Below are 23444 nucleotides of genomic sequence, written 5' to 3' on the forward strand. Positions count from 1 at the left end.
TATTCACTGTCCACTGCTAACTGTTCACTGCATTACTGCCCCGTGCTAAACGCCTCCAGCAGAGGCAGGATCACATCCATCTTCGGCCTCAACACCTGCGCGCCGGAGTCGGTGGTGAAGGCTTCGACCATTGACAAATCCATCACCAACCGCGTGATCGACTCGCCCGGAATCTGCGGCCCGGCACAACCCAGCAAGCCCACCTCGTCCAGCGTCAAATCCGTCCGCACCGAGTTGTACACCAGCTGCGCCAGCGCCGGCAGGGCCACAATCGTCTCCGGCGTCAGCAGTTTATCGCGGATCGCCATCAGCGCCTGTTGCTGGCGGCGCATCCGGCCAAAGTCGCTATCCTGGTGGCGGGTGCGGGCGTACATCAACGCCGTGCGGCCATCCATGTGAACCAGCCCGGCGGGAATCTCCAGAACCAAAGTTCCCCCGAAATCGTCGGGGTATTTCTCGTCACGGATCGCTCGCGACACTTCAATATCAACCCCGCCAATCGCATCCACGGCCTGCTCGAACGTCGAAAAGTTCAAAACCACCGTGCGATCAATCCGCAGGCCAAAGTTTTGCGAGAGGGCCAACGCCTGAAAGGCCGGGCCGCCGCCAGGGTAACTGTATTGCTGGCCGAGGGCGTAGGCGGTGTTGATTCGATTCTCGTGCAAGGCGTTGCCGTTGTATTCGGGAATCTGCACCCACAGGTCGCGCGGGATCGAAAGAATTTGCGCCGTGCGGTCGCCAAAGTTTACGCCGACGACGGCCAGGGCATCAGCCCGCGCGGCCCGGTCGTAATTGGCCGAACGGCCATCCATGCCGATCACCAAAATATTCATCCGCCCCGGCCCGTCGCACGCCTCGGGAAATGGCGCGGCTTCAGGCAAAACGGGAGTCGGGATCGGGGTCGGGTTGGCGGGCGCGGCGTAGTAACCGGTCGGGCGCAGAACCGGGGTCGGGGTGTTGGTCGGCGGGCGCGGGTCGGTCAGGATCGGAGTCACGCTGACCGGGACGACGGTGAGAACGTCGCCCACCGAGAGCGGCGTGACGGTGGCCGTGGGTGGGGCCGCCGTGTAAGTGGAAATTGATGCGGTGAGGACGGGCGTGTTCGCCCGCGCCGAGCGCGTGACCCAGAGCAGGCCCAGGGTGACGCAGAAAATGCCGGCGCCGATCAACAAGGTGACAGCCAGAACGGCGAACGGGCCAATCGTTCGCGGTTTGACTCGCTTCGAGAACTTCATAAATATTTTTCGACCGCCCAGCCGCCGTTACGCATCACCTCAAGCGGAATCGAATCGCCGGGCTTGAAGACCAGCGTGTTGTGGCCGGTGAAAGCGTCAATCACGTCGCCCATCAAGTCGGCCAGAAAGACGGGCCGGTTCAGGGCGCGGGCGATGTCGAGCGGCGACACGTCATCGAGGCTGATGCCCTGCGGATGATCGAACATGACTCGCGGCAGGACGACAAACTCGCCGAGATCGCGATCGCTGAGTTGGTTGATGACATCCTTGCCCATCAACAGCCCGGCTACGGTGATCGTCTCGCCCAGCCGGTCATTGATCACCGGGGACACCGCCAACGTCGTTCCCGCAATTTGGTCGAACTCCCTGGCCGACTTCGTCAGCACCGGCGCAAACAATGCGCCGCTTACCAGCGTCGCCCTCATCCCATTTTGGATTTTGGGATTTGGGATTTGGGATTTCAACTCTCTTTTCTCCCGCCGCCACGCATTCAAAAACCCCCTCACCTGCCCCAGCCCGTTCTCTTCGAGCGCCAGCCCGTCGAGATTTTTAATTGGCGGCAGTGGGCGGCCAGTGACCAGATACCACTCGTCGGTGGCGTGAACGAAATGCGCGCCAAACTTTTTGAGAAAGCGCGCCTGCCATTTTTCAACAGCGTCCAGCACATCGTTACACTCAGCAACAGTGTTCGGTCGGTGGCCGTACTTGTGATGTTTGGTGAGGCCGACCGGCGCTACGCTGACAGATTGAACCGTTGGATAAAGTTTGCCTAACTCACGAAGCGACTGCTCGAGGATCGAGCCGTCGTTGAGGCCGGGCGTGACCACGAGCTGGGTGTGACAGACGATGCCACGCTCACCCAGCCAGCGCAGTTGTGCCATCACGTCGGGCGCGGTTTTGTTGGCCAGGCAGGCTCGGCGAACTTCCAGGTTGGTGGCGTGTACCGAGACGTACAGCGGCGAGAGGCGTTGCTCTTCGAGTCGCGCCCAGTCGTGCTCACTCAGGTTGGTGAGGGTGACGAAGTGGCCGTAGAGAAACGAGTAGCGGTAGTCGTCGTCTTTGATGTAAAGGGTGCGCCTCATGCGCGGCGCGGTTTGCAGGACGAAGCAGAACGGGCACAGGTTGTTGCACCGGCGGATGTCTATGTCGAAGGTGGGGTGGGTGAATTCAATTCCAAGTGGCTGTTCTATTTTTCGCGTGTTGCGTATTGCGTATTGCGTATCATCCCGCCGGTAGACGATTTCGACTTGGTCTTCGGCGGCGTAGAACTGCACGTCAATCACGTCTTCGACGGGGTGGCCGTTGACGGCCAGTACTTCGTCGCCGGGGCGCAGGCCGAGGTCGGCGGCGAGGGAGGCGGGTTCGACTTTCTGAATGAGGCCGGAGTATTTGTAATTAGTTATTGGTAATTGGTTAGTGGCCGTCACTCGATGTACTCACTTGTAGCCTTCGACAGATCGCTATAAATCCCGCGCCGGTGATCAGGCAACATGGCGGCCAGGCGATACATGGCCTCGTCGGTCATCTGGCGCAACGCTTCGCGGGGCAGGCGACCCGTGATCGGTTTGAAGCGGAAAGGCTTCCCCAGAGTCACGACGCCGCCGGGTTCAGACCAACGCTTCTTGCTGATCGTCGGAAACCCTTTCGTGCCCTCAATCGCCACCGGAATGATCGGCGCGCCGGACTTGTGGGCAAGGTAGGCAATGCCTTCTTTGGCCTGGCTGAGGGCGGGCTGGCGCGTGCCTTGCGGAGCCACCAAAATGATCTCGCCCGCCTTCAATACTGTCAGAGCCTGCATCAAGGCTTCGCGGTCGGCCTCGCCGCGCCGCACCGGGATCACTGCCCACAAACGCGGGAAGATGCCCCAGACCGGGTAATTGTAGACTTCGATTTTCGCCATCGGCACAATGTTGCGTGGCAGGTTGCCCAGCACCACAATCGGGTCAATGAAAGCGATGTGGTTGATCATGAGAATGGCCGGGCCGGCCGGCGGCAAGTTCTCCAGCCCTTCGATCCGGTCAAGCTTCGCCAGCCAGCGAAAGCCGATGTTGGTGATCAGCCAGCGCAGAACGCGACGCACCGGCTCGTGTTTCGCGTGGACATATTCTCGATTTTTGATTTTAGATTTTTGATTTTGGATTGCGACGTTCTCGGTCATTGCTCTAACTCCACACTCTGACTTCCATACACCCCCCGATACTCCGGCGGCAGCAACTCGGAGATGCGACGCATGATCAGATCGGCGGCGTCCTGGCGACGAATGTTTGGCGGCAGGGTGAAAGGCTGGCCGAAGGTTAGTGTAACACAGGGCCGCTTCAGCCGCATCCACGCTGAATAAACTTTTCTATTTTCAGTGCCGGTGATGGCGATGGGAACGATGGGAACGCGGCTGTGAAGCGCCAGAAATGCGGCCCCGCCCTTAGCCGTCTCTAACGTGTGTGACCGACTCTCGCGCCCTTCCGGCGCGATTAGCAGAGCTTTGCCCGACTTGAGAACGTCGAGGGCCATGTTCAACGTCTCGCGGTCGGGCTGGCCGCGCCGCACCGGAATCATGCCGTAGTCACGAGCGAGGGAGCCGAAGATCGGCCAGCGCAGAATTTCGGCCTTGCCGATCACTTCCACCTCGCGCGGCGCAAAGCCGATGACCAGGATCGGGTCGGCGTCGCCGAGGTGATTCATCGCCAGCAGGAGGCCGCCCTCGTGCGGCACATTTTCCAGGCCGCGAACAGCCAGGCGAAGCAAGCTGCTGGAGGCCAGGCGGGCTAGCCTGCGAAGGACGTCGCGAGTCACTTGTAAACACCGCGATATTCCGGCGGCAACAATTCGGCGATGCGGCGCATGATCAGCGTAGTGTATTCAGCCAGGCGCTGGTGGCGATTCTCCCGCGTCAGCGGCCCGGCTGGCAGACGAAACGGCTGGCCGATGATCATGCTCAGGGCCGGGCGGCGAAATGCTTTCCAATTTGGGATCAAATTTTCAGTGCCGGTGATGCCAACCGGCACGATAGGAACATCCGCTTTGAGCGCCAGATAAGCAATGCCGGGTTTGGCCTCGCGCATCCCGGCCTGGCGGGTGCGCCCGCCCTCGGGCGCAATCACAAACGGGCGGCCCGACCTGAGAACGTCGAGCGCCTTTTCCAGCACCGCTCGATCATACTCACCACGATGCACCGGGATCGAGCCGTAGGCGCGCATGATGTGGCCGGCGAAGAAAGTCTCCATCATGTTGGCCGCGCCCAGCGCCTCGGGCGGGTGAGGCCAGAAGGCCATCAACAACGGCGGATCGTAACTCGCCAGATGATTCATGGCAATGATGTAAGCGCCGGGCGGCGGCACGTTTTCGAAACCGGTCAGGGTGAGGCGGCAACCCAGGCGGTAAATCGCCTGGGCCAGTGGCCGGGCCAGGGCGCGAAAGAGGCGGACGGAGGCAGGCTGGGAGAAAGGCATGAACAACAAACGACAAATAACAAACGACAAACGTCATACTTTGTCGTTTGACGGTTGACGGTTGACGGACTTCACAAGAGCCAGCAGTGCAGAGACAACCTGCCCCACGCTCAACCCCGTCGTGTCCACAATGTTGGCGTCGGGCGCGGCTTTGAGGGGCGCATGTTCACGGCTGGAGTCAAATCGGTCACGCTCACGGATGGCGGCCAGAATTTCATCGTATGGCTTTTCGACGCCGCGCGCTTCATTCTCGGCGTGGCGGCGGCGGGCGCGCTCTTCCGGCGAAGCGTCGAGGTAGATTTTGAGATCAGCGTCAGACAGGACGACTGTGCCAATGTCGCGACCGACCATGACCACCCGGCCTCGTTTGGCGATTGACCGCATCTCGGCGGTGAGAATTTCCCGCACCTTCGGGTAGGCCGACACCTGCGACACATTGGCGTCCACTTCGGAGGCGCGGATGGGCCAGGTGACGTCGTCACCATCGGCCAACACCGTGCACTGGCGGCCATCGTTGAACAGGGGTGGCAGAACGTCAATCTTGAGCGAGGCGGCCAAACTGTTTACGACGGCTTCGTCGGAGATCGAAATATGGCGCTCAAGGGCAGCCAGAGTCACCGCCCGGTACATCACGCCGCTGTCGAAGAAGAGGTAGTTGAGACGCCCGGCCAGCAGTGAGCCGACTGTGGATTTGCCGGATGAGGCCGGGCCGTCGAGGGCGATGATAGAGGCGGGCATGAGGGAGTTGGGAGTTGGGGGTTGGAGATTAGAGGATTAGAGATTAGCGAAGCTGGCGTTTTGCGCCGGTGGCGGTAAAGAGCAGGCGGACTTCGGAGGCGGTGAGGTGCCGCCACTGGCCGGGCCGGAGTGTGCCGAGGCGCAACGTGCCGAGGCGAATGCGAACGATGCGGGCCACGCGCAGGCCCAACGTCTCGCCCACGCGCCGGATTTGATGCTTCTTGCCCTCGCGCATGATCACCCGCAACCAGGTTCCGTCGCCTTCGGCTGAGTCAACGTCCACTTTGGCCGGGCCGGTGCGTTCCGAGTTGCCTTCCTCGTCCTGGATGACCACGCCGCGCCGCCAGACTTGCAGGGCCTGTTGATCGAGACGGCCGATGACAAGCACCCGGTATTCTTTTTCGTGGCCGTAGCGCGGGTGAGTGAGGCGGTTGGTCAGGTCGCCGTCGTTGGTGAGCAGAACCAGGCCTTCGCTCATCGCGTCGAGGCGGCCCACCGGATACAACCGCCCCGGAACCGGAACCAGGTCGCGCACGGTGTCGCGGTCGCCCTGAGCGCGGAGCGAGGAAACGGCCCCGCGCGGTTTGTTGACGACAATGTAGGTGAGCGTTTCGGCGGCAACCGGGTCGCCGTCGAGTGTGACTTTGTCTACGGTCAGGTCGGCCTTGTCGCCGACCACGGCCCGTTTACCGTTGACGCGCACCCGCCCGGCGGCGATGATGTCTTCGCAGGCGCGGCGCGAGCCGAAGCCGGCGGCGGCGAGAATTTTTTGCAGGCGTTCAGTTGGCATGTGGAAATTAAAGATGATCGTGAGGGTCTTCTACAACAAGCCCTTCAGCGCGGGCGGCGGCAAGCAGTTGCCGGTCAGATGAAACAAAAGCTAGCTGGACTGCCTGAGATTGGCACACCTTGTTCACAGCCAGCCCGATGGCGAGTTGTATAGCATCATAAGCCTTGAGCGGGTATTGCTGAGTGAGATTTGCGGCATGCATCTGCCAGGCTCCGCAAAATAATATTTAACGAGGACGCTGGCATCAAAGAAATACTCAGCCATTGGTCAGCGACGATTCTCGATAATGATTTCAGAAACGGGCTTGTCCAGCTTAATTGCGCGCAATGCGGCGCGTATTCTTTGTTGCTCTTTCTTTGACCATTTTTCCCAGCGTTCAGCAGCCTGCAATTCTAATTGGGTTGGCTCGCGCACTAGGCCAGCCGCAACCATAGCGGCTCTAATTCGTGCCCGCTCTGAAGTGAATGTGCCCGGTTTAATCTGATCTGATTTGATAAAACGATTAGGCGAGAATAGCCAACGGAGTTTCTGAACTTCTTTCTGAGTCTGGCGAACCTGTTTGGCTAACTTGTTGACTTTTAGTTCAATCTCTGTCATATCGCACCTCTGGCGAAGATTATAGCACTTGCCCGTCATCGCCCGTCGCGGTTAAGTTGACAACTGGCTGGGGTGAAGGCTCGGCTTCAGACACGGGGACGGCTTCCCCGGAGTCGGCGGGGGCGGGTTCGAGCGTCGTATCCACGTTCAGCGGCGGCAGTTGGTTGAGCGACGACAGTCCAAAATGTTGCAGGAAGGTCGAGGTCGTGCCGTAAAGAATCGGGCGGCCCGGCCCCTCGGTGCGGCCCACTTCTTCAATCAGCCCCTTGCTCAGCAGAGACTTGATGACGCCGTCGCAATTCACGCCGCGAATCGATTCGAGTTGCGGGCGGGTGACAGGCTGCTGATAAGCCACGATGGCGAGCGTCTCCAAAGAAGGCTTGCTCAAATGTTGCGCCGACTCCAAACCGAGAAAGCGCTCGACTTCAGCCGCCACCGTCGGGGCGGTCGTCAACTGCACCCGATCCTTTGCGCGTTGCAGGCTGAGGCCGCGCGAGGCATAGGAGGATTCAAGTTCGGCCAGGGCGTCCTCGATCTGGCGCGGTTGAACTTCAAGTGCGGCGGCCAGTTGAGAAATCTGCGTTGGGCCGTCGGCGACAAAGAGCAGACTCTCCACCAGGGCCGGGAGCGGCAAAGTGGGCATGTTATAATTTTCACTCAAAGGATGTTGTGCTCAATGAAAAACAAGAGATTAGTAATTTCAGTAGTGCTGATCGTGATCTTAAGTGCGGCCCTGGCCTGCGGCGGCCCGCTGGCCGTTGGCGGCCCCACCCCGGAATATCCCACCGTGGCCGTTTCCACCGAATCGGCGCAATCCCTGACCGATAAATTTGAGTCGCTCAAGGCCTCTACCGGCGAAGTGACGGTGTCCATCACCGAGAGCGAGCTGACGTCATTCATTGCCGAGAAGCTCGCCGCCCAGCCCGACTCGGCGCTGTCGAACCCGCAAGTTTATCTTCGCGACGGCAAGATCAAGTTGTATGCCACCGTGACCACCAGCAGTTTCACGGCCAATGCGCTCATTGTCGTAAACGTCACCCTCGTTGACGGCCAGATGGCGGCCACGATTGAAAAAGCCGACTTCGGCCCGGTTCCGGTGCCGAGCGATCTGCTGTCGTCGCTCACGTCCACCATCAACGACAACCTGCTGGCGCTGGCCGACAAACTGCCGTCGGACGTGCGCTTGAAGAGCATTGCCATTGCCGACGGCAACTTGACGTTGACGGCAGATGTGAAATGAGTCGGCGGCGCGAATTATAACAGACGCCTCCGACTTTTTCATTCACATGAACACTTACATTGCTGTTGATCTGGGCGGCACGAATATCCGCGCGGCGCGTTATACGCCGAGTGGCGTTCTGTTGGCTCGCGCCAAACGGCCCACCCATGCGCCGGACTCAGACGAGACTTTGCTGGATCGCGTCGTCGCCACCATCACCGAAGTGCTGCCGGGCGAGGCCGATCAAGCCAATGGCGTGGTCGTGAAAGCCATCAGCATCGGCGCGCCCGGCCCGCTCAACCCGCACACCGGCCTTGTTTTGCGCGCCCCCAACCTGCCCGGCTGGGTGGATTTTCCGCTCCGTCAGGAAATCGAATCCCACTTTCACCTCCCGACGGAAATTGGCAACGACGCCAACCTGGCGGCGATGGCTGAGTGGAAGTTTGGCGCGGGCCGGGGCTACAACGATATTTTGTATCTCACCATCAGCACCGGCATCGGCGGCGGGGTGATTTCGGGCGGGCGGCTGATCACGGGCGTCAACGGCCTGGCGACAGAACTCGGCCACGTGGTCGTGGCTCCCGACGGCCCGGTATGTGGCTGTGGTCAACGGGGACACCTGGAAGCGCTGGCCGCCGGGCCGGCCATTGCCCTGACCGCCCGCACTCGTTTGCGAAATGGCGAAGTGAAGACCCGGCTTCTGGATTATGTGGACGGCGATGTCGAAACGGTGACGGCCCAACACATCGGCGAAGCGGCTCTCAGCGGCGACGCATTTGCCATTAGCCTGCTTACCGAGGCTGGCACTTATGTCGGGCGGGCCATCGCCGATTACTTGCACGTCTTCAACCCGTCCATCGTCATTTTGGGCGGCGGCGTGGCCAGCAACGTGGGCAACCTGCTGGTGGAACCCGCCTGGAAGGCCGTTTGCGAACGGGCCATGAGCGACATTTACTACAAAGAGTGCAACATTGTTCTGGCGATGCTGGCCGACGATGTGGGCTTGCTCGGCGCGCTGGCGCTGGCGGTTGAAACTCACCCGGAATAATTGACAAGATGAAGGGATGACAGGATGAGCTTTACCGAAAGATCACCTTGTCACCCTGTCATCTTGTCACCTTGTCAGGAGACAGAATGACGGTCAACAAACTTAACGTACCCGGCCCTAAGGCTCAGGAACTTCTCAAGCGCGATGCCGCTACCATTTCACCTTCCTATCCTCGTGATTATCCCTTCGTCATGTCGCACGGCAAAGGAACCCAGGTTTGGGACGTGGACGGCAACCGCTACCTCGACTTTGCCGCCGGCATTGCCGTGTGCTCCACCGGCCATAGCCACCCGGACGTGGTGAAAGCGATTCAGGAGCAGGCTGAAAAATTCATCCATATCTCGTCGGACTTTTATCACGAAAAATGGGTGGAGCTTGGCGAGAAGCTGGACGAGATCGCCCCGTTCAAAGAAGACTCGCTGTGCTTCATGACCAACTCCGGGGCCGAGTCGGTGGAAGCGGCCATCAAGCTGGCCCGTTTCCACACGGGCCGCCCCCGGTTCATCGGCTTTCACGGCGGCTTCCACGGGCGCACTTATGGCGCGCTGGCCTTCACCGCCTCCAAAGCCACTCAACGGCGCGGCTTCAACCTGGCGATGCCGGGTGTGACTCACGTGCCGTTTCCCAACACTTACCGGCCTCGTTTGCAGTTTGATCCCAACAAGGGCGATTACGGCGACGCTGTGATCGAGTATCTGGAAAATGTGATCTTCATCTACGAATGCCCGCCGGAAGATATAGCCGCCATTTTGGTAGAGCCGATTCAGGGCGAGGGCGGCTACGTCATCCCGCCCAACTCGTTCTTCCCTCGCCTGCGAGCCTTGTGCGACAAATACGGCATCCTGCTCATCGTAGACGAAGTGCAGAGCGGGATGGGCCGCACCGGCAAGTGGTGGGCCATTCAACACTGGGGCGTGGAGCCAGACATGGTGTGCTCGGCCAAAGGCATCGCCAGCGGCATGCCGCTGGGGGCGATGATCGCCCGCAAGAGTGTGATGAACTGGCCGCCCGGCGCGCACGGCAACACCTACGGCGGCAACCCGCTCTCGTGCGCCGCCGCCCTCGAAACTATCCGCCTGCTGGAGAACGGCTTCATCGCCAACGCCGCCGAAGTGGGTGAATACACCATCGAAGCTCTCGAAGAGATTGCGGCCCGCCACCCCAGCATTGGCGAAGTGCGGGGCAAAGGGTTGATGATCGGCGTGGAGTTTGTGAAGGACAGGGCCACCAAAGACCGCGCCCCGGATGTTCGCGACATGATGATTCACTCGGCGTTTGAGCATGGCCTGCTGTTGTTAGGCTGTGGCCGCAACACCGTGCGCGTCACCCCGCCGCTCAACGTGAGCAAGGCCGAGATTGACGAGGGGCTGGAGATTTTTGAGGCGGCGCTGACGGAGGCGGAGAAGAAAATTTTGTAAACTTTACGCGCCAAAGCAATTACGAATCAAAAACGCTCGCGATGGATAACTTTCATCGCGAGCGTTTTTTCGTCAACCCTCAATGCTTAATACACCCCCAAATACCGATCCAACTCCCACTGGCTGACGCTGATCCGGTACTCATCCCACTCCTGCACCCGGCCTTCGATGTAACGCTCGAAGAGATGGTCGCCCAGCGCCGCCTTCACCAACTCGCTCTTCCTGAGTTCCTCAATCGCTTCGCCCAGCGAGCCGGGCATGGCCGTCAACTTCGCCAGCGCCATCTCATCCAAATGATACAGGTCTTCCTCGTTCGGCGGCGGAACCGGCAGGTCGTTCTTGATGCCGTCGAGTCCGGCCATCAGCATCACGGCGGCGGTGAGGTAGGGATTGGCGCTCGGGTCGGGGCAACGTAGTTCGAGACGGCTGGCCGTCGCCACCCGCCCCGGGCTGACCTTCGGCACGCGAATGAGAGCCGAGCGGTTGGTGCGCGCCCAACTCAAATACACCGGCGCTTCGTAGCCGGGCACGAGGCGCTTGTAGCTATTCACCAGCGGGGCGATGATGGCCGACAGGCTCCGGGCATGTTTTAATTGCCCGGCAATAAATTTCTTGGCTGTCAGGCTCAGGCCATATTCGTCGTTCGGGTCGGCAAACACATTCTTGCCATCCTTCCACAAGCTTTGGTGGGTGTGCATACCATTGCCGTTGATGCCGGCGATGGGCTTGGGCATGAAGGTGGCGTAGAGGCCGTTGCGCTGGGCGATTGCCTTCAGAGTGATTCGCAACGTCACCGCGCTGTCGGCGGTTTGCAGAGCGTGGCCGTACTTGAAGTCAATCTCGTGCTGGCCGATGGCGACTTCGTGGTGCAGGGCTTCCACGTTGATGCCGAAGGCGGCCAGGGCCGTCACCATCTGCCGCCGCACCGAGTGCGCCAGGTCGGTGCTCATGTCGAAGTACCCGGCCTGATCGTGCGGCTCAAGTGGAAAGAGCGAGCCGTCGGCATGGCGCTTGAACAAAAAGAATTCCAGTTCCGGGCCGGTGAAGTATTGAAAGCCCATCTTGGCGGCTTCGGCCAAGGCCCGCTTGAGCACGTTGCGCGGGTCGCCGGAGAATGGCTCGCCGGTGGGCATGTGAACGTCGCAGATCACCCGCGCCGTCGGCACGTCGGTGTCCCACGGAATGACGGCGAAGGTGTCGAGGTCGGGGTGGAGAAGCATGTCGCTCTCGGCGATGCGGGCAAACCCTTGCACCGACGAGCCGTCGAACCACATCCCGTGATCCAGCACGTCCTCCCACATCGCCGCCGGCAGGCCAACCGTCTTCACCATGCCCATAATGTCGGTGAACTGCAGGTTCATGAACTGAACGCCGCGCGATTTGATTTGCTCTTCGACTTTTTGAATTTTGCTTGTATCGTGTGCCATGAAAGTGTCTCCTTGAAGAAAATCTTGATTTGCCGAGTATAACAGAAGTTAACGGTCTTCCAACTTCGAGCGTGTTACAATTTCGCCAATGCTCCCCGATTTTCAAGTCCGCCAGCGCGATTATTTGCTGGACATTATTCGCGCTCTCAGCCAACAACTCGATCTGGACACCGCGCTGGCCCGCATCCTCGAAGCCGCCTCCGACATCCTCGGCGGCCAGGCCGGGCTGATCGCCATCCGCGATGACGCCGGCGGCAGTTTCCGCGTCCGCGCCCAACACCGGGTCACGCCCGAATTCATCCGCCACTTCGACGCCATTCTGCGCGAAGCCGCCGACCGGGGCGACCCGGCCCGCTTTGTCATCAGCGAGATCGAACGGCGGCTGGTGGCCGTTGGCCGCCAATTTGATCTTTCCGGCACGGTGGGCCTGCCCCTGCAACTCGGCGACGAACTGCTGGGCATCCTCCTCATCTTCCGCGCTGTTGCCGCCCCGTTCGGGGCCAACGAGCGCAAACTGCTCCAGGCCTTCACCGACCAGGCCGCGATTGCCGTCAACAACGCCCGGCTCTATCAGAACAGTGTGAATGAACGACGGCGGCTGGACGCGGTGCTGGATGGATCGGCGGACGGCATTTTGATCATGGACTCGGGCCACCGGATTCAACGGTGGAACCGTGCCCTGGCCCGGCTGACCGGGATTGGGGCCGCCAACTCGGTGGGCCGCGGCCACGACGAAGTGATCCGTTGGGCCAAACGCGAGCCGGGCCTTGACCTCAACGACGCCGAAGCCGGTGGCTGGCCGTTCTCGTCCGGCTCGCCGCTTTACGTGGAAGGGGACTTGCGCAAGTCCAACGGTTCCACCGTCGCCGTCGGCATCACTTACGCCCCGATCTTCGACAAAGAGAATCGCCTGGTCAACATTGTCGCCAACGTCCGCGACATCACCCGCTTCCGCGAAGCCGAGCAACTCAAGAGCACCTTCGTCTCGGTGGTCAGCCACGAATTAAAAACGCCGGTCTCGCTCATCAAAGGCTACGCCGGGACGTTGCGACGCGACGATGCAAAATGGGACTCGCGCACGGTGCAGGAAAGTTTGGCCGTCATCGAAGAAGAGGCCGACCGGTTGGCCGCCCTGATTGAGAATCTGCTCGACGCTTCGCGCCTGCAGGCCGGGGCTTTGAAGCTCAACATGGGCGAAGTAGATCTCAATGCCCTGGCTTCGGAGCTTGTCGTCAAGTTCCGCACCCAGACCGACAGGCACGCCTTCGTGGTAGAATTCCCGCCTACGCTCCCAATCGTTCACGGCGACGAAGAACGCCTGCGCCAGGTGCTCATCAATTTGCTGTCCAACGCCATCAAGTATTCGCCGGACGGCGGCGCGATTCGAGTCATGGGCCGGGCCGAGCCGGAGCAGGTCGTGGTCACGGTGAGCGACGAAGGCATGGGCCTGCCCGACGACGAGCTTGATAAAGTGTTCGATCGTTTTTACCGCGCCGACACGCCGGCCACCCGCCGCGCTCAGGGCGCCGGCCTCGGCCTCTACCTGGCGAAAGCCGTGGTGGAAGCGCACGGCGGCCAGATCTGGGCCAGCTCGGAAGCCGGGCGCGGCGCGGCTTTTAGTTTTAGTCTGCCAAGAGAATAGACAACCACTTCGTCACGCGAAGCGGCCATTCGTCATTCAGGAGTTTCATGTACCCTTCCACCACTGTCACCTGCCCTAACTGCAAAACGCCATTTGTTGCGCAGATCGAGCAAGTCTTCGACGTAGGGCTGGACCCGTCGGCCAAAGCCCGGTTCCTGCGCGGCCACTTCAACGTCATCACCTGCCCGCGTTGCCGTTATCAATCCATGATCGCCACGCCCATCGTCTACCACGACCCGGCCAAAGAATTGTTGCTGACGTTTGTGCCGATGGAACTTGGCCTGCCGCAGGCCGAGCAGGAACGCATGCTGGGCAATCTCACCAAAGCCATTGTCAACAGTTTGCCGCCCGAACAACGCAAAGGCTACTTGCTCCGCCCGACTCCGGCGCTGACTCTGCAGGGCATGATTGACCGGGTGCTGGAATCTGACGGCGTCACCAAAGAGATGATGGACGCCCAGCGGGCCAAAGTGTCGCTGATCGAGCAGTTCCTGACGACTACGAGTGAGGAGGCGCTGGCGGCGCTGGCGAAGGAGCACGACGCCGAACTCGATTATGGCTTCTTTGATCTGTTCACGGCTGCCATTCAGGCCGCCGCCGAAAGCGGCGACCGGGCTGGGGCCGAGCAGATGCTGGCCCTTCGCAACAAGGTGGTGGAACTGTCGTCGTTGGGCAAACAGTCGGCCCAGCAGGCGCATTTGTTTGAGGCAACCGCCGAGGAACTCAACAAGCTGGATGACAAGCTCACGCCAGAGTTATTCTTCGACATGGTGGTGAAAGCCGACAGTGAAGACCGGGCTTCGGCCCTGGTGTCGCTGGCCCGGCCCCTGGTGGATTACGACTTCTTCATGAAGCTCACCAAGCTGATCAATCAATCGCCCGACAAGGAACGCGAGCGCCTGCAAAAGTTGCGTGACCTGATTCTGAACGTGGTGGGCCAGGTGGATCAGGCGGCGCAGGCCCAGGGTCAGCAGGCGGCCAACCTGCTTCGCAAACTGCTGGAAGCGCCCGACCTCAAGCAGGCAGTGATGGAGAACCTGCCGCTGATTGACAACACCTTCATGGCTATTCTCAACCAGAACTTTGACGCGGCCAGGAAAGCCGGGCGCAACGATGTGGCCGAGAAGCTCCAGCAAATTGGCGACGCCATCCTGAGTCTCATCCGCGATTCGGCTCCGCCGGAGATCAAACTCATCAATGAACTGCTGGGGTTCGAGACTGAAGAAGAGTCGCTCGAGGCCGTCCAGCGGCGCTCGGCAGAGATCACGCCGCCGGTGATCGAGGCCATGAAACAGGTGGAGCAGGAGTTGAACGGCTCCGACCGCAAGGACGTGGCCGAGCGGCTGGGCAAGATTCGGGCCGCCGCCGAGCGCCAGGCCATGCTGGCCAAATGGAAGGCCTGAGCCGGTCACTACTCAACAACATTTTTCCTGCAGAGACGCGCCGCTGGCGCGTCTTTGGTTTTCATCCAACCCTGATGCCGTTGTAATTCCAGTGTAAGGATTGCGGCCTACACTGGCCCTCAAAAGGAGAGTAGGATGAACAAACTCTGGCTTTTCGGATTGAGCCTCGTGGCCGTCTTGCTCATCGCGCTGGGTTCGTTTGCCATTGGCAAGCAACCGGGCACGCCGGCAACGGCCTCAGACACAACCACTGAGATCAACTTGAAGAACTACGGCCCCGCGCCCGAACTGAACAACAAAGTGTGGCTGAACACCGACGCGCCTCTGCGCTTGAAAGATTTGCGCGGCAAGGTGGTGCTGATTGACTTCTGGACGTTTGGCTGAATTAATTGCCGGAATGTGATTCCCTCGGTGAGGGAATGGCACAACACTTACGGCCCTCAAGGGCTGGTCGTCATCGGCAACCACTACCCGGAATTTAACTACGAAGCTGATCTCGACAACCTCAAAGAGGCCATCGTCCGGTTGGATGTGCCGTACGCCGTTGCTCAGGACAACGACGCCCAAACCTGGTCGGCTTACCGGGTGCGTTACTGGCCGACGCTGGTTCTCATTGACAAGCAGGGCGACATCCGTTACCAACACATCGGCGAAGGCCGCTACGAGGAGACCGAAGCGGCGATTAAGGCGCTTCTGGCTGAAACATATCCCTGAACCTGTTAGAGTAAATTAGTGAATAAAAAAAACATCCCCGCCTCGCCGGGGATGTTTTTTTGTCAGGGGTTCCTTACGGAAGAGTCCAGAAATTGCGCACCGCCGACCACTGGCTGATCTGCGTCACGCCGCCGCTGGCGCTCACCGCCCGAACGCGCCAGTAGTAGTGTGTAAGCGCGGTCAGATCCGTCTCGACGGTGTAAGCCGACAACTGCGTCACCCCACCCCGCCCCCGGCCCAGGATAGTGCCAAAGTTCGGATCATCAGAAATTTGCACTTCGTAGTGAGTGGCGGCTGGCGATGAGTCGCTCCAGTCCAACGTCGGCTTCCTGGTGGTCACGGTAGCGCCGTTGGCGGGCAAGAGCAGGGTTGGCACACTTGGCGGGTTGGCGCTGTAGAAGTGCCGGGTGCGCGACCACTGGCCGGTGTTGCCGCTGACATTGCCCCGCACTCGCCAGTAGAGCAGGGTGTTGCGCGGCAGGTCAATCGTCGGCGTGTAAGCTGAAGCCGAGAGGTTTATATTCACGACCAGCGCCGTGAAGCTGGAGTTGGTGGCGATCTGGAAGGTGTAAGACGTTGCGCCAGAGATGTTAGCCCAGTCGAACAGCGGGCGGGTGGTGGAGGCGGTGTTGCCGCTGGACGGGAAGCGCATGGTGGCCGCCGGTAGTTGCGTGAAGGTGGGCGTTGGGCCGGGCGTGTTGGTGGGCGTGTTGCTGGGCGTAAAGGTGGCCGTCGGCGTGTTGGTGGGAGTGTTGGTCGGTGTATTCGTCGGAGTATTGGTAGGGGTATTCGTGGGCGTGTAGGTCGGCGTATTTGTTGGCGTGGGCGTGTTCGTGGGCGGAACCGGATACGACGCCACGAAGCTATGCGTGCCCGAGGCTACGGTAACAAATGCCACATTCACGCCTTTGATGGTCTGGGTTCCGAAGGATGTTGAGTTGCCGTCCACTGTGATCGATTGCAGAACGTTGCCGTTATAACTGAGCGGCAGGATCGTCGTCAGGTTGGCGCCAGGGGCGGCGGTCATGTTGAACGTCAACACACCTGTGCCGCTGTTGAAGGCCACTTCGGAATACTCGGCGTTGTGACGAGTCTCGGTAAAGGTGAGCCAATTGTCGGCGTTCCAGATTGGAACGTTGTTGGCGGTGGCGTAGTCCAGCGTGCCTTCTGTCCACGGCTGAGGATTGCCAAAGTTGTAATAATCCACGTGGATCTGAACCATCAGGGCCGCATAGTCTCCGGCGTTGCTGGCGTCAATCATCCCTTCTGAAACACTCAGCGCCTGCGCGGATGTAAGTTGCTCGCTATCAAAGCCGGCCAGATCGTAAAGATCAAAAAGCTGTTCGTCCACTAACTGGGTTAATTGCTGGTAGTAATCCAGAATAGTGCCGTCGGCCTTAATGAACTTCATTGGCTGTCCACTGCCGGTAATGTAGCCGTGCGGCCAGCTATTGTCTGGCTTCTTGAGCCACTGGCCCCAGTGATAAAAATTGGTGTCCATCGCCATGCCGTGCGCCACAGCAATGTCGGCGGCGTCCGTCCAGCCCTGCCAACTGATTTGATGGGTGCGCACGGTGCGCGACATGGGAATCGGCGGGTCGTAAAAGAGGCCAAAAGCGTTGACCGAGTCGGTGTACCCTTGATTCAGGGCAGCATACGTCATGGTGCTGGGTGGGTTACGGTAAGGATGCATCCCGAATTCGTGCCCCTGGCTCCGCCACGTTTCCATCACGCTTGTATCAATAATGCCGCCGCCGGTGGCCATGTAAAACGTCGCGTCGCCGCCGTGGTTGTTCAGGCTGGTAATCTCAGTCTGATAAAAACTTTCGGGGTTGGCATGAGCATCCGCCGTTAAGATCAGCATGGTCTTGGCCGAGGCGGGGAAGTACCAGAGTTGCGGGATGGGTTTGACCTGGGCAACCATTTGCTTGACGAGGCGGGCAAAGAGGCGCTGTTGCTCGTCGGCCTGCGGCACGGGGATGCGGTCTCTGTTTACCCACGAGCCATTGCCGGCAAGTTGGAAAAGGTCAATCGTTCGTAAGACGCCGTCGCCATCAATATCGCCGTCTACACCCGCCGGGTTGCCCTGGCGGGTATAAACGACATTGCTTGCGAGATCGTAAGTGAAGGCCACGGCCCGCCCGGCGCTATTGCTGACGACGGCCGGGTAGCTGGTGGCAGTGGAAGCGTCACTGTAGAGGGTGGCGACGGTGATGGACCCGATCAGGGTGTTGTATTTCGTGGCATCGCCGTGAATTTGAAGCGTTTGAGTAGAGAGGCCTGCGCCGGGCGCTTCGCCGTTGATGGTGGCTGTGTCACTGATTTTGAGATAGCCATCCGTTAAGTTTCCGGCGGTTGTGCCGAGATCGAACAAGTTGGCGATGTTAGGATCAGGCCGCAGGGCGAGGAGGCGGCCACCCCCGCTCACGTAGTTGGTGAGGGTCGTGTCCTGAGCGGAGGTCAGAGTCGTTTCAGCCAGGATCGCCACGTCGTGCTTGTTTAACTCCGTCAGTGTCATTGCGCCGATGGTCAGCACTTCAAATTCGTTGAGGCCTTCGGCCCGCAGAATTTCGCCCAGGTAGCGTCCGAACTTGTTGGCCGCCGCGTCGTTGACAATGAGAACGATGGGAGCCGGGATGGGAACAGCCTGGGTGGGGGCCGGCCGCCACAGGTTGAAGAGCAAGACGGCGATGATAGTGACGGCGAACCATTTCCAGAAGAGTGACCGAGAAGGGCGCATGAGGATCGGTTTCCAAACGTGAACTTCTTTGCGGGGTCTTTCACCTCTGCAAAGAAGGGCTTAGACTATCAACTTGAGTTAGTTTATATACGGAGGGGCGTAGCAAGCTACGCCCCAGGCTGAGTAATGTGATTTTGCGCCAGACCGATCAGGGTGTTCTAAAGCTACTCACTGCCGACCACTGGCTGACCTGCGCCGTGCCCCCATTGATATTTACGGCTCGCACCCGCCAGTGGTAGAGCGTGAGCGGGGTCAGATCCGTTTCAACCATGTACGCCGACCGGGGAGTCACCCCACCCTGCCCGCGCCCCAGAAGAACGCTAAAATTAATGTCTTTGGAAATTTGAACTTCGTAATAGGTGGCGGCCGGGGACGAGTCACCCCAGTCCAGTGTCGGCTTCAGCGATGTCGCGTTGGCGTTGTTGGCGGGCGAAATCAGCATCGGCACGCCCGGCGGGTTGGCGCTGTAGAAGTAGCGGGTGCGCGACCAGGCGCCGGGTCTGCCGCCGGCGTTGCCTCGCACGCGCCAGTACAGAATAGTATTGCGCGGCAGATCGGCGGTCGGGGTGTAAGCCGACACCGAGACGTTTATATTCAACACCAACATGGTGAAGCCGGGGTTGGTAGAGAGTTGGAAAGTGTATGAGGTGAGCGACGGGCTGGTGATGTTGGCCCAGTCGAAGAGCGGGCGCGTGTTGGGCGGCGTGTTGCCGCTGGACGGGAAATTCATGGTGGCCGCCGGTAGTTGCGTGGGCGTGGGCGACGGGCCGGGCGTATTGGTAGGCGTGTTGGTGGGCGTATTAGTTGCCGTCGGCGTGTTGGTGGGTGGCGACGTGTTGGTAGGTGTGCTGGTCGGCGTGTTTGTTGGGGTGTTAGTGAATGTGCTTGAAGGTGTGTGAGTTGGGGTTGCGACAACGTCGTTCAACGACACCGAGTCGACGCGGGGTGAGATGGTGGAATCAGTGGTCGAGAGAATCAGTTTGTACTTGAGATAGCGATGCAGTTGGCCGCCGAAGGAAACGCCGCTCGTGGCATTAGTAAAAGCGCCAAAGGCAAGGCCGTCGTCTGAAGTGCTCACCTGTACGGTAACACCCGTGTTGGCGGGTTTGTTTTCAACCCAGCTAATTGTGTCCCAAACATTGCCGGTTTGAGCATCCAAAACACAACTAACAAATTCGCCGGTGAGCTTGTAAGTAGGCGTAACCTGGATGTTGTCTACTTTCAGGTCAACTGTGCTGTTATTAGAAATATAAGCGAGAAAATTCTCCCCATTAACACCGCCATGCAGAACGTTGAAATCAATTTTATAAGCACCATCCACGTAAAAAGTAATCACATCATCAGTCGCATCGAATTGCGCCCATTCAATTCGGTAACGATGCGGGCCATCAATTGTGCCTAGCAAGACAAACTGCTCAGAGCCGCTATTGTTGGCCCGGGCATATAATTTCCCGTCATTGAGACCTGTTGCCGGGTTCCTGGTGCTGACAATATAGTAGCGGTTGGTGCCAAAATCGTCGCGGGCAAAGCCAATATGTTGAAAAGCCCCATTGCCAAACTCGGCGGTAAATTCCATGACCGCGTAGGTATATGTTGTGGTTGAGCGTAAAAATGCTTGATCATTGCCCGCGATGGTCAAAATGCTATTAGCGATACCAGGCGTAGTATATGCCCCGCCTGCCCAAAGCAAAGCATCCCAGTTGGTAGCATTAAGTGACGAGCCGGGGAAATCATCAGCAAAATTGGCGGCGAGGGTGACGGTGCCGCCTGTGCCGTCGGTGGCATCAATGTCGGTGATGTGAGCGGTGTTCGTGTCTACGCAACCTGTGAAGTCGGCGCGGGTGGTGTGATTGATCGGGAGGGCCATGAAGGGCCGGGCCACCGGGCGGTGGCCAAAGGCGGCTAACACAGGCCGCCAGATGCCTGACATGAGAATGACAATGCTAGTGATGGCAATGAGTTTCCAGGGGGATTTGTAGTTAGTGTGCATAGCTCTCAGCGTTCGGCCTCGGAAAGACCAGGAATGTTAGTGGCATGCGGCAACGGAGAATGAACCGTACCACTTTAACAACTGAGAGTCAGGTTAACTCCAAACAGCCAATGATTAGTAAAAAAAGGGTGAGGAATGGCCTGTCGCTAGCAGAATTCAACCTGATTCTGATAGGAAATAGGTCACTGAAAACGAGACCGACGCGGTCTTGAAGACCGCGTCGGTCTGGCCTGGAAAGAACTTATCTGGAGACTATATCTTCTACGGCGATATTTGGAAACTGCGTCCTGCCGACCACTGGCTAAACTGAGTAGAGCCTCCCCCGCCAGAGGCGGCATCACCGGCAACGGCCCGGACTCGCCAGTAGTAGTTGCCGGGTAATAACGCCGTTTCAACGGCGTAGGCTGACTGGTTGGCCCGTCCGCCCTGCCCCCGGCCTAGCGCCGTGCCAAAGAGCGGGTCGGTCGAAATCTGCACTTCGTAAAAAGTGGCGGCCGGAACTGAGTCACTCCAGTCCAGAGTTGGCTTATTGCCTGTCACTTTTGCCCCGGCCGCCGGCGAAAGCAAAGTTGGCACGCCCGGCGGGTTGGCCGAGTAGAAGTATCGCGTCCGCGACCAGGCTCCCGGCCCGGCAGAGGCATTGGCCCGCACACGCCAGTAGAGCAAAGTGTTGCGCGGCAAGTCGGCGGTGGGCGTGTAGGCCGAGGCTGAGACATTGAGATTTAACAGCAAGGGAGAAAATGCCTGATTGGTTGAAATCTGGAAAGTATAAGAGGTTGCGCCCGCGACGTTGACCCAGTCGAACAGAGGCCGGGTGGTGGGCGGGGTGTTGCCGCCCTGCGGGAAGTTCATGGTGGGCGCCGGCAGTTGCGATGGGGTGGCCGTCGCCGTGAACGTGGACGTGCGGGTGGCAGTGGCGGTTGCGGTGTGAGTAGGCGTGAAAGTATTCGTCGCCGTCGGCGTGTTGCTTGGGGTGCTGGTGGCAGTCTTCGTCGGCGTATTGGTGCGAGTGTGAGTTGGGGTGAAGGTGGCCGTGGCAGTGGCCGTGTTCGTGCGCGTGTTGGTCGGAGTGAAGGTATAAGTGCTGGTTGGAGTGAAGGTGTGAGTGTTGGTCGGGGTGAAGGTGGCAGTATTCGTCGGCGTGTTAGTGGGCGTAAACGTGCTGGTTGATGTCGCCGTATTAGTAAACGTGGCGGTGTTGGTGGGCGTGTTGGTCCTGGTTGGCGTGTTACTGGGTGTGCGAGTGTTGGTCGGCGTCGCCGTCGGGCCGCCACTGTCAATGCGGCCATAATAAAGCGTGGGGCTGGTGTACGTCCCGCCAAAGAATAGGAACTCGATCGCTTCGGGCCGGTTGAAGCCGACCACCGACCACTTGGCCGAAAAGCTGGTGTCGGCGTTGGCCAGGCTGACGATTAACTGCGGCGCGGCCCAGGAGCCGTCCCCGTTTTTCTTCCAGAAACAGTTGTCGCCGGTGCCGGTGCAGGCCGAATTGAGCGAGTGGCCGTGCCCCAGCAGGTGCAGGGCGCTGGTGTCTATGGCGACAACCGGCGCATGGCTGAAATACGACAAGGCCTGATCCGACCAACCGCCGCCTGACTTGGAAGCATAGTAAATGCGGCCATAAGGGTTCGAGCCTTCAAAGTGTCCCATGTAAGCCAGGTGCCGCGTCCCCGAACTGTCAATCAGCAACGAGGGGCCTTGATCAATGTTGATGCCGGCGTTGGTGCTCGTCCACGGTTCGCCTACGGTGCTGATGTTTTCGACACTGCCCCACACGCCGGCGCTGGTTCGGGTGCGCGCCATGATCTCACGCGGGGTGGTGGCCGACGAAACCCAGGCGACGGTGATCGAACTGTCAAGCGGCGAGAGGGCGATGGCCGGATGATTGGGCTGGTGGGTGACGTCGGTGTCCACCTGAGTCGGCCCTGCCACCAGAGTCAGAGCGTTCGTGCCGGAGTTGTAGGTGTAGGCGCGATGCGAGATGTGAGTGTTGTTGCTTCCATCCTTCGACCAGTGCGCGATGTGAAGCTTGCCGCCCGGTTCCATCACCGCCGAAACGCCGCTGGTTCCAATATAGTCGCCGACGATCGTTGGCAGGCCGGTGGCAACGGTGATAATGGATTTGTAAGCGTGGGCAGAAGTGTCGAACGGGCGATCTTTCAGATCGCCGTTTCGGTTGAGCCACAGGACGTGAATGATGTTGCTGCCGTCGTAGACCGTTTCGATGGTGACGATGTTGAAAGAATCGGAGAAGGGCGTGATGGCGGAAAAATTAGCGCCCGAGCTGGGCAGGCCCGCCGAGGGCGTATAGAAGCCGTTGATCTGCGACGAGTATTGCGCCTGAGCCACAAAGGCATACACTTTATCATTGCTGGCCCGGATGATTTGATGAGGGATGGCGTCCACCAACCCGGCGCCGATGGAGAAAGAGGTCGAAGCAAGGGCGCTCACCGACTCGTCGGGGGTGGGTGTGGCCCCGGCCTGGGCCGCCGAGATCAAGGAGGAGTAAGCGGGCGCCAAGCCGGCAAACAGCAAGATGATGATGAATAAATAGAACGGCTTGAAGAATCGTGATTTGCGGGTCATGAGAAAAATCGTATTCGACTTCGGTGTAAAATGCAATCTATGGACGACGCTCTTTCTGGCGTGTGGGAAGCAATGCTCTCAGGGAATCCGGGGTTGATCCGCCGCGTGTGGGGCGACCTGACCGACGACGAAGCCCAGGCCGTGCTCGCTCACTTGAACAAGATGGTTGAGGATGAGACGTTCAGCGAAAGCCAGCGCGAGGCGGCGCGTAAGGCGCTCGAGGCCATTCGCGACGCCGGTTAAGGCACCGTGAAACTTCTGGCCGCCGACTCTGGTTGAACCTCCCTTCACTCACCACCCTGACCAGCAAAAAATACTCCCCGACTTCAAAAACAAAAATCGTAACTGACTTGAAAATAGACCGTCGCGGTCTCGGAGACCGCGTCGGTCTGCCGAGTTTTCATGCGTGATGGTGAACGCAGTTCATGGCGACTACTCAGGGTAAAGAAAT

The 23444-nt window shown here is 59.5% G+C and carries 22 protein-coding genes; 8 read left to right on the plus strand and 14 right to left on the minus strand.

Features of this window, described 5'->3' with window-relative positions:
* Positions 1–32: 32 nt before the first annotated feature.
* The 10 genes from HYZ49_01665 to scpB all read right to left on the minus strand — a co-directional run bounded on the left by HYZ49_01665 (position 33) and on the right by scpB (position 7449).
* Positions 33–1235 carry an LCP family protein gene (locus HYZ49_01665; protein ID MBI3240985.1) on the minus strand — a complete coding sequence of 401 codons (1203 nt, stop codon included), beginning with the start codon at positions 1233–1235 and terminating at the stop codon, positions 33–35.
* Positions 1232–2662: a DUF512 domain-containing protein gene (locus tag HYZ49_01670; GenBank protein MBI3240986.1), complete on the minus strand. Its 1431-nt coding sequence runs from the start codon at positions 2660–2662 to the stop codon at positions 1232–1234. Before HYZ49_01670 ends, HYZ49_01665 begins: the two co-directional genes overlap by 4 nt.
* Positions 2659–3393 (minus strand): 1-acyl-sn-glycerol-3-phosphate acyltransferase, encoded by a 735-nt coding sequence (locus HYZ49_01675; GenBank protein ID MBI3240987.1) that lies wholly within the window; start codon positions 3391–3393, stop codon positions 2659–2661. Before HYZ49_01675 ends, HYZ49_01670 begins: the two co-directional genes overlap by 4 nt.
* Positions 3390–4025, minus strand: a complete 636-nt coding sequence (locus HYZ49_01680; protein ID MBI3240988.1) for a 1-acyl-sn-glycerol-3-phosphate acyltransferase — start codon at positions 4023–4025, stop codon at positions 3390–3392. The genes HYZ49_01675 and HYZ49_01680 overlap by 4 nt, the downstream gene beginning before the upstream one ends.
* Positions 4022–4681 carry a 1-acyl-sn-glycerol-3-phosphate acyltransferase gene (locus HYZ49_01685; GenBank protein ID MBI3240989.1) on the minus strand — a complete coding sequence of 220 codons (660 nt, stop codon included), beginning with the start codon at positions 4679–4681 and terminating at the stop codon, positions 4022–4024. Before HYZ49_01685 ends, HYZ49_01680 begins: the two co-directional genes overlap by 4 nt.
* Positions 4682–4714: 33 nt before the next feature.
* Positions 4715–5419 carry a (d)CMP kinase gene (locus tag HYZ49_01690; protein MBI3240990.1) on the minus strand — a complete coding sequence of 235 codons (705 nt, stop codon included), beginning with the start codon at positions 5417–5419 and terminating at the stop codon, positions 4715–4717.
* 43 nt (positions 5420–5462) lie between these two features.
* Positions 5463–6209, minus strand: coding sequence for an rRNA pseudouridine synthase (locus HYZ49_01695; GenBank protein ID MBI3240991.1), 747 nt, complete (start codon positions 6207–6209; stop codon positions 5463–5465).
* 7 nt (positions 6210–6216) lie between these two features.
* Positions 6217–6411: a hypothetical protein gene (locus HYZ49_01700; GenBank protein MBI3240992.1), complete on the minus strand. Its 195-nt coding sequence runs from the start codon at positions 6409–6411 to the stop codon at positions 6217–6219.
* Positions 6412–6476: 65 nt separating this feature from the next.
* Complete coding sequence (locus tag HYZ49_01705) at positions 6477–6806, minus strand: hypothetical protein (protein ID MBI3240993.1); 330 nt, start codon at positions 6804–6806, stop codon at positions 6477–6479.
* Between the two features lie 19 nt (positions 6807–6825).
* Positions 6826–7449, minus strand: a complete 624-nt coding sequence (gene scpB / locus HYZ49_01710; protein ID MBI3240994.1) for an SMC-Scp complex subunit ScpB — start codon at positions 7447–7449, stop codon at positions 6826–6828.
* Positions 7450–7482: 33 nt separating this feature from the next.
* On the opposite strand from scpB, the gene HYZ49_01715 reads away from it, so the two are divergent.
* The 3 genes from HYZ49_01715 to HYZ49_01725 all read left to right on the plus strand — a co-directional run bounded on the left by HYZ49_01715 (position 7483) and on the right by HYZ49_01725 (position 10491).
* Positions 7483–8046 carry an LmeA family phospholipid-binding protein gene (locus HYZ49_01715; GenBank protein ID MBI3240995.1) on the plus strand — a complete coding sequence of 188 codons (564 nt, stop codon included), beginning with the start codon at positions 7483–7485 and terminating at the stop codon, positions 8044–8046.
* 46 nt (positions 8047–8092) lie between these two features.
* Positions 8093–9073 carry an ROK family protein gene (locus HYZ49_01720; protein ID MBI3240996.1) on the plus strand — a complete coding sequence of 327 codons (981 nt, stop codon included), beginning with the start codon at positions 8093–8095 and terminating at the stop codon, positions 9071–9073.
* Between the two features lie 86 nt (positions 9074–9159).
* A complete protein-coding gene (locus HYZ49_01725) occupies positions 9160–10491 on the plus strand; it encodes an acetyl ornithine aminotransferase family protein (GenBank protein MBI3240997.1) in 1332 nt (443 codons plus the stop codon).
* Between the two features lie 86 nt (positions 10492–10577).
* Here HYZ49_01725 and glnA read toward each other — a convergent pair whose 3' ends face one another.
* The gene (glnA, locus tag HYZ49_01730; protein ID MBI3240998.1) at positions 10578–11918 is read right to left on the minus strand and encodes a type I glutamate--ammonia ligase; all 1341 of its coding nucleotides are present in this window, start codon (positions 11916–11918) and stop codon (positions 10578–10580) included.
* An 88-nt stretch (positions 11919–12006) separates the two neighbouring features.
* Between glnA and HYZ49_01735 the strand changes: the two genes are divergently transcribed.
* From HYZ49_01735 to HYZ49_01750, 4 genes are all read left to right on the plus strand, one after another.
* On the plus strand, positions 12007–13560 hold the full coding sequence (locus tag HYZ49_01735; GenBank protein MBI3240999.1) for a PAS domain S-box protein: 1554 nt from the start codon (positions 12007–12009) through the stop codon (positions 13558–13560).
* A 47-nt stretch (positions 13561–13607) separates the two neighbouring features.
* Positions 13608–14963, plus strand: a complete 1356-nt coding sequence (locus HYZ49_01740; protein ID MBI3241000.1) for a CpXC domain-containing protein — start codon at positions 13608–13610, stop codon at positions 14961–14963.
* Between the two features lie 135 nt (positions 14964–15098).
* Positions 15099–15347 (plus strand): hypothetical protein, encoded by a 249-nt coding sequence (locus HYZ49_01745; GenBank protein ID MBI3241001.1) that lies wholly within the window; start codon positions 15099–15101, stop codon positions 15345–15347.
* A 27-nt stretch (positions 15348–15374) separates the two neighbouring features.
* The gene (locus HYZ49_01750) at positions 15375–15677 is read left to right on the plus strand and encodes a hypothetical protein (GenBank protein MBI3241002.1); all 303 of its coding nucleotides are present in this window, start codon (positions 15375–15377) and stop codon (positions 15675–15677) included.
* A 73-nt stretch (positions 15678–15750) separates the two neighbouring features.
* Here the strand turns inward: HYZ49_01750 and HYZ49_01755 are convergent, their stop codons facing one another.
* The 3 genes from HYZ49_01755 to HYZ49_01765 all read right to left on the minus strand — a co-directional run bounded on the left by HYZ49_01755 (position 15751) and on the right by HYZ49_01765 (position 22993).
* A complete protein-coding gene (locus HYZ49_01755) occupies positions 15751–18417 on the minus strand; it encodes a hypothetical protein (protein MBI3241003.1) in 2667 nt (888 codons plus the stop codon).
* A gap of 148 nt (positions 18418–18565) precedes the next feature.
* The gene (locus HYZ49_01760) at positions 18566–20407 is read right to left on the minus strand and encodes a hypothetical protein (protein MBI3241004.1); all 1842 of its coding nucleotides are present in this window, start codon (positions 20405–20407) and stop codon (positions 18566–18568) included.
* 261 nt (positions 20408–20668) lie between these two features.
* Complete coding sequence (locus HYZ49_01765; protein MBI3241005.1) at positions 20669–22993, minus strand: hypothetical protein; 2325 nt, start codon at positions 22991–22993, stop codon at positions 20669–20671.
* 39 nt (positions 22994–23032) lie between these two features.
* Here HYZ49_01765 and HYZ49_01770 point away from each other — a divergent pair, with 39 nt between their 5' ends.
* Positions 23033–23236, plus strand: a complete 204-nt coding sequence (locus HYZ49_01770) for a hypothetical protein (protein MBI3241006.1) — start codon at positions 23033–23035, stop codon at positions 23234–23236.
* Positions 23237–23444 lie beyond the last annotated feature (208 nt).

The sequence above is a fragment of the Chloroflexota bacterium genome, from assembly GCA_016197225.1.
Lineage (GTDB): Bacteria > Chloroflexota > Anaerolineae > Anaerolineales > VGOW01 > VGOW01.